This window comes from Campylobacter concisus (assembly GCF_015230015.1).
In the GTDB taxonomy this organism is placed as follows: domain Bacteria; phylum Campylobacterota; class Campylobacteria; order Campylobacterales; family Campylobacteraceae; genus Campylobacter_A; species Campylobacter_A concisus_AF.
In genome coordinates, this window is the sequence record NZ_JAAKZC010000007.1 from 101,238 (window position 1) to 108,327 (window position 7,090).

The following is a 7,090-nucleotide window of genomic DNA, read 5'->3' on the forward strand; positions in this document are numbered from 1 at the left end:
ACCTTTAAAATTATAAAATTTAAATTTTTTAAAAATAAAATATGATATTATACGCACTTATACTAAAACTCTAGGTTAAATTTAATGAAAAAGAAATTATTTTTACTAGTACTAGCTTTAAGCGGTCTAAATGCACAGACGATTCAGTCTATAAATTTCAAAGGTTTAATTCACCTTTCACCTGAGGTGGCTAGCCAGATAATGGGGCTAAAAGTCGGTCAAGAGCTAACTCCAAAGCTTAGCGATAAGGCAATCACAAATTTATACAAGCAAAATTATTTTGATGATATCTACATAGAAGATACAGGTAATGGCAATCTCTTAGTAAAAGTAAAAGAGAAACCAAGTGTCGCTAGAGTCGATCTAAAGGGTGTTGTAACAAACGATAAAACTGCGATCGAGTCGCTGATTAACATAAAACCTGGCAATATGTATGATGAGCTAACTATCGAAAAAACAAAAGAGAGAATTCGCCAATACTACGAGTCAAAAGGCTATTTTGACACAGTTGTAGACGTAGAAAAACAGCCAGTTGCAGATAACGACAGCTCACTTTTCATCACTCTAAACATAAACCGCGGCGAAAATATGATAATCAAAAAGGTAAATTTAGTCGGCGCAAAAGAGTTTGACTATGACGATATCGAGCCAGTTGTTGCAAACAAAAGTAGAGAATTTATGGGCTGGCTTTGGGGCAGAAACGATGGTAAAGTTAAGCTTTTTGAACTTGAAAACGACCCAGCGAGGATTCAAGATAAATATTTTCAAAAAGGTTATCTAGATGCGACAGTTTCGTCGCCTTACCTAAATGCGTCATTTGATAACTACACAGCTGATCTTACATACTATATCCACGAGGGTGAGCCTTATAAGGTTTCAAATGTAAGCATCACAGCACCTGAAGAGCTAGGACTTGATACTAAGAAGATCATAGATGATTTTAGACTTGAAGCTGGCGATACGATGAACTCAGCAAGACTTCGCCAAGATATGAAAAAACTTGATGACATGGTCGCTGACAAGGGCTATGCTTTTGTTAAGGTCTATCCAAAGACTGATAAATTTGATGAAAATAAAACAGTTGATATCGACTACGAAGTCGATCCTGGCGAAAAAGTATATATAAGAAATGTTCAAATTTCAGGAAATGACAGAACAGTTGATCGTGTCGTAAGACGTGAGCTATATCTAACTGAAGGAAATTTATATAATAGAACCGATCTTCAAGACTCAAAAGATGCATTAAAAAGAACAAGCTACTTTGACGATGTCGAGATAGAAGAAGATCCAGTTGATAAAAACACAGTCGATCTAAAAGTAAAAGTAAAAGAGGCTTCAACTGGCTCAATAAGCGGCGGTATCGGATATGGAAGTAGCGATGGCTTGCTACTTAACGCTGCACTTTCTGACACAAACATCTTTGGCTCTGGTCTTCAAGGACAAGTAAGCGTTGATAAGAGCGATAGAGAGCTTTCAGGTCAGATAAGTCTTACAAATCCAAGAATTTTTGACTCAGAGTATAGCCTTGGCGGAACACTCTATGCAAACGACTATGACTGGAGAACATATAAAGAGAGAAGCTACGGCTTTAGCACAACACTTGGTAGAAAATTAACTAGAAATTTAAGCGCATCACTTACTTATAACATAGAGCAAAGTAAAGTTACTTTAAAAGATGACGAACTAAGAAATATAAATAAAGACACAGGAAAAGAAATTTATAGAGAAGGCAAGGCTATAAAAAGCGCTATAACTCCAGCTTTGACATATAACAGCACTGATGATTACTACTTGCCAAGACGCGGTATCATAGCCAGCACATCATTTGAGATAGCAGGACTTGGCGGTGATATGGACTTTGTTAAAAACCGCACAAATTTCAACTACTATCTAGGCCTTAGAGAGTACATCGACTATGACCTTATCTTAAGATATAAAGCAAGTTTTGGCAAAATTTGGGAGAGAGGCTATACTCCTATCAACGAAAGACTTTACCTTGGTGGCATAAGAAGCTTACGTGGTTACGAGAGCAGAACCGTATCTCCAAAAGTAAAATATAATGGCGACTACTATGAATACGGCGGCGAGATTTCATTTAACAACTCAGTCGAGATGAGCTTTCCTATCATAGATCGTGTCAAAATGCGTGGTGTTGTATTCTATGATTATGGCACTGTTGGAAAAGACGAGCAAAATAAAAATAAAATGATAAACAGATCATCAGTTGGTACAGGTATCGAGTGGATAACACCTATCGGACCACTTCAACTAATCTTTGCAAAAGCTCTTAACCCTAAAGAGGGCGATGATACAAACACATTTGAATTTACTATCGGAAGACGCTTCTAATAAGATACTTTTAAGGGGCTAGTTTGCCCCTTAAATCCACCGCAAACAAACAAACTTTAATTCATATAAGAAAAAGCAAGGCTAACATTAGATATAATCCCACAATTTTTAATATAAGTGGGTAAAAAGATGAATTTCTCAGACATTTTTTCAAAGATAAGAAAAGCTCAACCTCGTCCAGAAGAAGCACCTACACACTGGGTAAAATGCGACAACTGCCACTCACTGATGTATTACAAAGAAGTTGAAGCTTGTTTTAATGTATGCCCAAAATGCGGCTACCACATGAGATTAAAAGCTGATGATCGCATAAATTTGATCTGCGATGAAGGTAGCTTTGTAGAATTTGACGCAAATTTAAAACCAGTAGATCCTTTAAATTTTGTCGATAAAAAATCATACAAAAAAAGAATTACAGAAAATAAAGAAAAAACAGGACGCACAAGCTCAGTGATATGCGGCGAAGGCAAATGCAACGGACAAGAAATTCAGCTAGTTGTTTTTGACTTTGGCTTCATGGGCGGCTCACTGGCTTCAGTTGAGGGCGAAAAGATCGTAAGAGCGATAAAACGCGCGATCGAAAAACGCCAAGCCTTAATCATCGTAAGCGCATCTGGTGGTGCTAGAATGCAAGAGAGCACATTTTCTTTGATGCAGATGTCAAAGACTTCAGCAGCCCTAAAACTTCTTGATGAAGCAAGGCTCCCATACATTTCTATCCTTACAGATCCTACAATGGGTGGCGTTAGTGCATCATTTGCATGGCTTGGAGATCTCATCATCGCTGAACCTGGCGCGCTAATAGGCTTTGCAGGACAAAGGGTCATCAAACAAACCATAGGCGCTGATCTTCCAGAGGGCTTTCAAAAGGCTGAATTTTTGCTTGAGCATGGTCTTATAGATGATATCGTGCCAAGAAGCGAGCACAAAAAATATATAAGCGATATGGTTAAATTTCTTACAAATAACAAAGCTATGATCTCTCAAAACGAAGTGGCTGCCGTAGACAAAACTAGTTTTGAGCTAAAGCTAAAAACCAAAGGGTGAGTTTGGAAATTTCGGTTTTTAGCATTCAAAAATCATCGCGTGACAACTTCGAAAACGAGATACAAGAATATATAAAAATGAGTGCAAAATTTGCCAAGATAAACGACAAAATAATATTTAATGAAAAGATAGCAAAGGCTCAAAGCAGTAGCAGAAGCGATGCGCTAAGAGCTTATGATGAAATTTACGAGCCAAATTTAAAAGGCTTTTGTGTGATGCTTGATGAAAATGGCTCACAGCTTGACAGCCAAGAATTTGCTCAAATTTTAAACTCAAATTCACAGATCAATTTTTTCATAGGTGGAGCTTATGGGCTTAGCCAAAATTTAAAAAACAAGGCACAAAAAGTCGTAAGCTTAAGCAAGATGACTATGGCGCACAAAGTCGCCAAGCTCGTACTTTTTGAGCAAATTTTTAGAGGGCTTTGTATCAATGCAAACCACCCATATCACAAATAAAGGAATATAAAATGACTCAAAACGAGCTAAATTTTTTCAAAAAACTACTTGAAGATAGAAAGTTACAAATCAAAAAAAATATTTATGACTCATCAGTTGAAGTAAGCGGCCTAAGAGATAGTGGCGTAAGCGATGAATTTGACATCGCTTCAGTAAATACCGACCAACTTATAGAGCAGTCTATATCAACCCAGCAAAGAGCCGAGCTTCACGAGATCAACGAGGCGCTTGAAAAGATCGCAAACAAAACCTATGGAATTTGCGATATGTGCGAGGAGGACATCAGCATACCTCGCCTAAAAGTAAAACCGCATGCAAAATACTGCATAGCTTGTCGTGAGATAATAGAAAAAACAGCAAAAAACTAAGGAGAAAATATGAAAACCAGAAAATTTCTCGTCTACTGCATAATCTACACAGCAGTTGTTGCAGGACTTACCTATTCTCTTAATAGTTCAGACTTCACCTTTGAGCTCTTAGGTCAAGCCATAACCTTGCCAGTAGCTGTCTGGGTAGCACTTCCAGTGGCCCTTTTGGCGCTCCTTGCCCTACTTCACATCGCATATCACGGATACGCCTTTTATAGATATAAAAAATGGATCAAAAAAGATAGCCAGCTCTACAAAGACCTTGCAAAAGAGACGCTTCTTGGCTTTGAGAGCAACAAAGACTTTAAAACTGACACTTATAAGATCGCCTCACAGCTCACTCGCTCTATCTCACCAGTTGGCGAGCTTAAAGATGTTGGCGTTGATGACGGCGAGATAAACAACATCTTGCAAACCATAAAAAGCATAAAAAACAAAGAGATCGTCGATCTAAAGAAATTTAGACTAGCAAAAGATAGTAAGCTAAACATCCTAAATGAGCTAAACAAGATCGAGCAGCTGCCTACTTACTATCTTGATGTGCTTAAAAATCAAGAGCAAAACGAGAGCCTTAAAAAAGCAGCCTTTGACAAGCTCATAAAAACAGCTTCATTTAGTGAGATTAAAAAAATCGATCCAGAGCTAGCAAGCGAAGATATAATGACCATTATCACACGTTTTGTAAATGACGAGATCGATCTAAGTAGCGATGAAATTTTTGACCTTTTAAACAATGCAAAAGTGACAAAAGCACAATACGACAAGGCTGCCATAATGCTTAAAAATAAGCTAAAACCAGATGCGTTTATCGGCATATTTGAGAAGCTAAAGAGCATCCACGCTGACGCTGATGAAGCCTACGTATATGCGCTATTTGAGCTTCAGATGCTTGATAAAGTAAGAGAAGCCATCGAGGGCAGTGACCCAGATGAGTTTAAAGAGATAAAGGTTTTACTATTTTTGCGAGATAACGGCAAAATGGTGCCTAGCTCGCTATTTTTTAAATGATAGACTTTAGTAAAAAGCCACTTTTCTTAGCGCCACTTGCTGGCTTTTCTGACCTGCCGTTACGAAGCGTCGTCAAGAAATTTGGCTGCGACGTCACTGTTAGCGAGATGATCAGCGCAAATGCCTTGGTCTATGAGAGCAGTGACAAAACCCTTGAAATGCTTAAAAAATCCCCAAACGAAGAGCCCTACGTCGTCCAAATAGCTGGTAGCGATATAGAAAATATAAAAAAAGCCGTGCAGATCATCAATAAATTTGATGGGATTTACGGACTAGATCTAAACTGCGGCTGCCCTGTGCCAAAGGTCGTTAGACAAGGTGCAGGATCGGCTTTACTAAACGATCTAGACAAACTTCAAAGCATAGTCTCAGCCATAAAAAGCGTCTCAAACAAAGAGAGCCTAAGCGTTAAATTTAGACTTGGTTTTAACGACAAAAATGAAGAGAAAATCGCAAAGGCCTGCGAAGAAGCTGGCGCAGACTACATCGCAGTGCATGGTCGCACCAGAGCTGGCGGATACAGCGCAAAGGTTGATTACGAAGCGATCGCTAGAGTAAAGGCAAGTGTGAAAATCCCAGTCGTTGCAAATGGCGATATAAACGCGCAAAATGCAGATGAAATTTTAAATCTCACAAAGTGCGACGCCCTAATGATCGGCAGAGCAAGCATCGGCAACCCTTGGATATTTCACGAGATAAAGACCAAAAGTAGCGTGGATAAGGCACTAAAACAAGAGATCATCTTAGCTCACTTCGACGCTATGATCGAGCACTACGGCGAGCACGGACTTTGCATATTTAGAAAGCATCTGCACCAATACAGCAAGGGTATCGACGGCGCAACAACCTTTAGAAACGATATAAATTTCATCAAAGATGCCCGCGTGATGAGAGAGCGCATAAGGGAGTTTTTTGCCTAGATGCAAGGCTACATCCTGCGCGTGCAAAAGGTCAGAGACGAGGACCTTTTAGTCTTTGTGCTAACGCCAAATTTGCTCGTAAAGTCATATAGATTTTTTGGCGCACGGCACTCAAACATTATGACTGGCTACAAGATCGACTTTGAGCTAGAGCAAGAGGCGAAATTTCTACCAAAGCTTAGAAGCATACTTCACCTTGGCTTTAAATGGCTACTAGAGCGCGACAAACTCATCATTTGGCAGCAGTTTATGCGCCTACTTTATGATCATCTAAAAGAGGTCGAGCAGCTCGATAAAATTTATTTTAACGAGCTTGATCGCTGCGCCAAACAGATGCAGCTGCAAAATCCAAAGCGCCTTATCATCGAAAGCTACGTCAAAATTTTAGAGTATGAAGGCAGGCTTCACAGCGAGCTTGAGTGCTTTATCTGCGACGAGGAGATCAAGAGCGAGCTTTGCTTAACTCGTGGCTTTTTGCCATCTCACAAGCACTGCCTTGATAGGAGCGAATTTGACGCTAGCAAGATCAAAAATTTGTTTGATACAAAAAGCACGATCGAGCTAAACGACGATGAGATAAACCGCCTTTATAAAATTTTACTTGACGGACTTTAGGCTTTTACCTTCGTCCTCTCATCAAATTCTTTTAAAACGTTCATTATTTTACTTGCTAGTCCCTCAAGCGAGTGATCCTTTTTAAGCTCTAAATTTCTAAGCTTTAAAATCCTAGCTAGTATATCTTTTAGATCTTTCTTACCAGATAGTATCTCATCATAATAAGCCTTTGGTATGCCTATCTCACTTCTATCTTGTTTTGTAAGTATTAATGAACTTTTATACACACTAAGAGCCTCGTCAGTTATCCTTGTTGTGCCACCTTGTAGCACAAGACCTTGCTCGTTTTTTAAAAATGCTACAAAGATTTGCTCCTTTGTATAGC

7 protein-coding genes and 1 pseudogene are annotated in these 7,090 nt (G+C 39.0%); 7 read left to right on the forward strand and 1 reads right to left on the reverse strand.

Going from position 1 to position 7,090, the window contains the following annotated elements:
- The first annotated feature begins 84 nt into the window (after positions 1 to 84).
- From bamA to recO, 7 genes are all read left to right on the forward strand, one after another.
- Complete coding sequence (gene bamA / locus G6W42_RS05505; protein WP_194173248.1) at positions 85 to 2,349, forward strand: outer membrane protein assembly factor BamA; 2,265 nt, start codon at positions 85 to 87, stop codon at positions 2,347 to 2,349.
- Positions 2,350 to 2,478: 129 nt separating this feature from the next.
- Positions 2,479 to 3,396, forward strand: coding sequence for an acetyl-CoA carboxylase, carboxyltransferase subunit beta (gene accD / locus G6W42_RS05510; RefSeq protein ID WP_194173249.1), 918 nt, complete (start codon positions 2,479 to 2,481; stop codon positions 3,394 to 3,396).
- A 2-nt stretch (positions 3,397 to 3,398) separates the two neighbouring features.
- Positions 3,399 to 3,854, forward strand: a complete 456-nt coding sequence (locus G6W42_RS05515) for a 23S rRNA (pseudouridine(1915)-N(3))-methyltransferase RlmH (RefSeq protein WP_103616105.1) — start codon at positions 3,399 to 3,401, stop codon at positions 3,852 to 3,854.
- 11 nt (positions 3,855 to 3,865) lie between these two features.
- Entirely contained in the window at positions 3,866 to 4,222 is a 357-nt protein-coding gene (dksA, locus tag G6W42_RS05520) for an RNA polymerase-binding protein DksA (RefSeq protein ID WP_194173250.1), read from the forward strand.
- Between the two features lie 9 nt (positions 4,223 to 4,231).
- Positions 4,232 to 5,230 (forward strand): uroporphyrinogen III synthase HEM4, encoded by a 999-nt coding sequence (locus G6W42_RS05525; protein ID WP_107791471.1) that lies wholly within the window; start codon positions 4,232 to 4,234, stop codon positions 5,228 to 5,230.
- Positions 5,227 to 6,150, forward strand: coding sequence for a tRNA dihydrouridine synthase (locus tag G6W42_RS05530; RefSeq protein ID WP_194173251.1), 924 nt, complete (start codon positions 5,227 to 5,229; stop codon positions 6,148 to 6,150). The genes G6W42_RS05525 and G6W42_RS05530 overlap by 4 nt, the downstream gene beginning before the upstream one ends.
- Positions 6,151 to 6,765 (forward strand): recombination protein RecO, encoded by a 615-nt coding sequence (gene recO / locus G6W42_RS05535; protein ID WP_194173252.1) that lies wholly within the window; start codon positions 6,151 to 6,153, stop codon positions 6,763 to 6,765. It begins immediately after the preceding gene.
- On the opposite strand, the pseudogene G6W42_RS05540 reads toward recO, so the two are convergent.
- Positions 6,762 to 7,090, reverse strand: a pseudogene (locus G6W42_RS05540) (Cj0814 family flagellar-dependent secreted protein); the annotation flags it as partial. The gene recO and the pseudogene G6W42_RS05540 overlap by 4 nt on opposite strands.

Coding starts and splice junctions, on each gene's coding strand:
- dksA (WP_194173250.1), top strand. CDS start 3,866: ATGACTCAAAACGAGCTAAATTTTTTCAAAAAACTACTTGAAGATAGA.
- recO (WP_194173252.1), top strand. CDS start 6,151: ATGCAAGGCTACATCCTGCGCGTGCAAAAGGTCAGAGACGAGGACCTT.
- G6W42_RS05525 (WP_107791471.1), top strand. CDS start 4,232: ATGAAAACCAGAAAATTTCTCGTCTACTGCATAATCTACACAGCAGTT.
- G6W42_RS05530 (WP_194173251.1), top strand. CDS start 5,227: ATGATAGACTTTAGTAAAAAGCCACTTTTCTTAGCGCCACTTGCTGGC.
- accD (WP_194173249.1), top strand. CDS start 2,479: ATGAATTTCTCAGACATTTTTTCAAAGATAAGAAAAGCTCAACCTCGT.
- bamA (WP_194173248.1), top strand. CDS start 85: ATGAAAAAGAAATTATTTTTACTAGTACTAGCTTTAAGCGGTCTAAAT.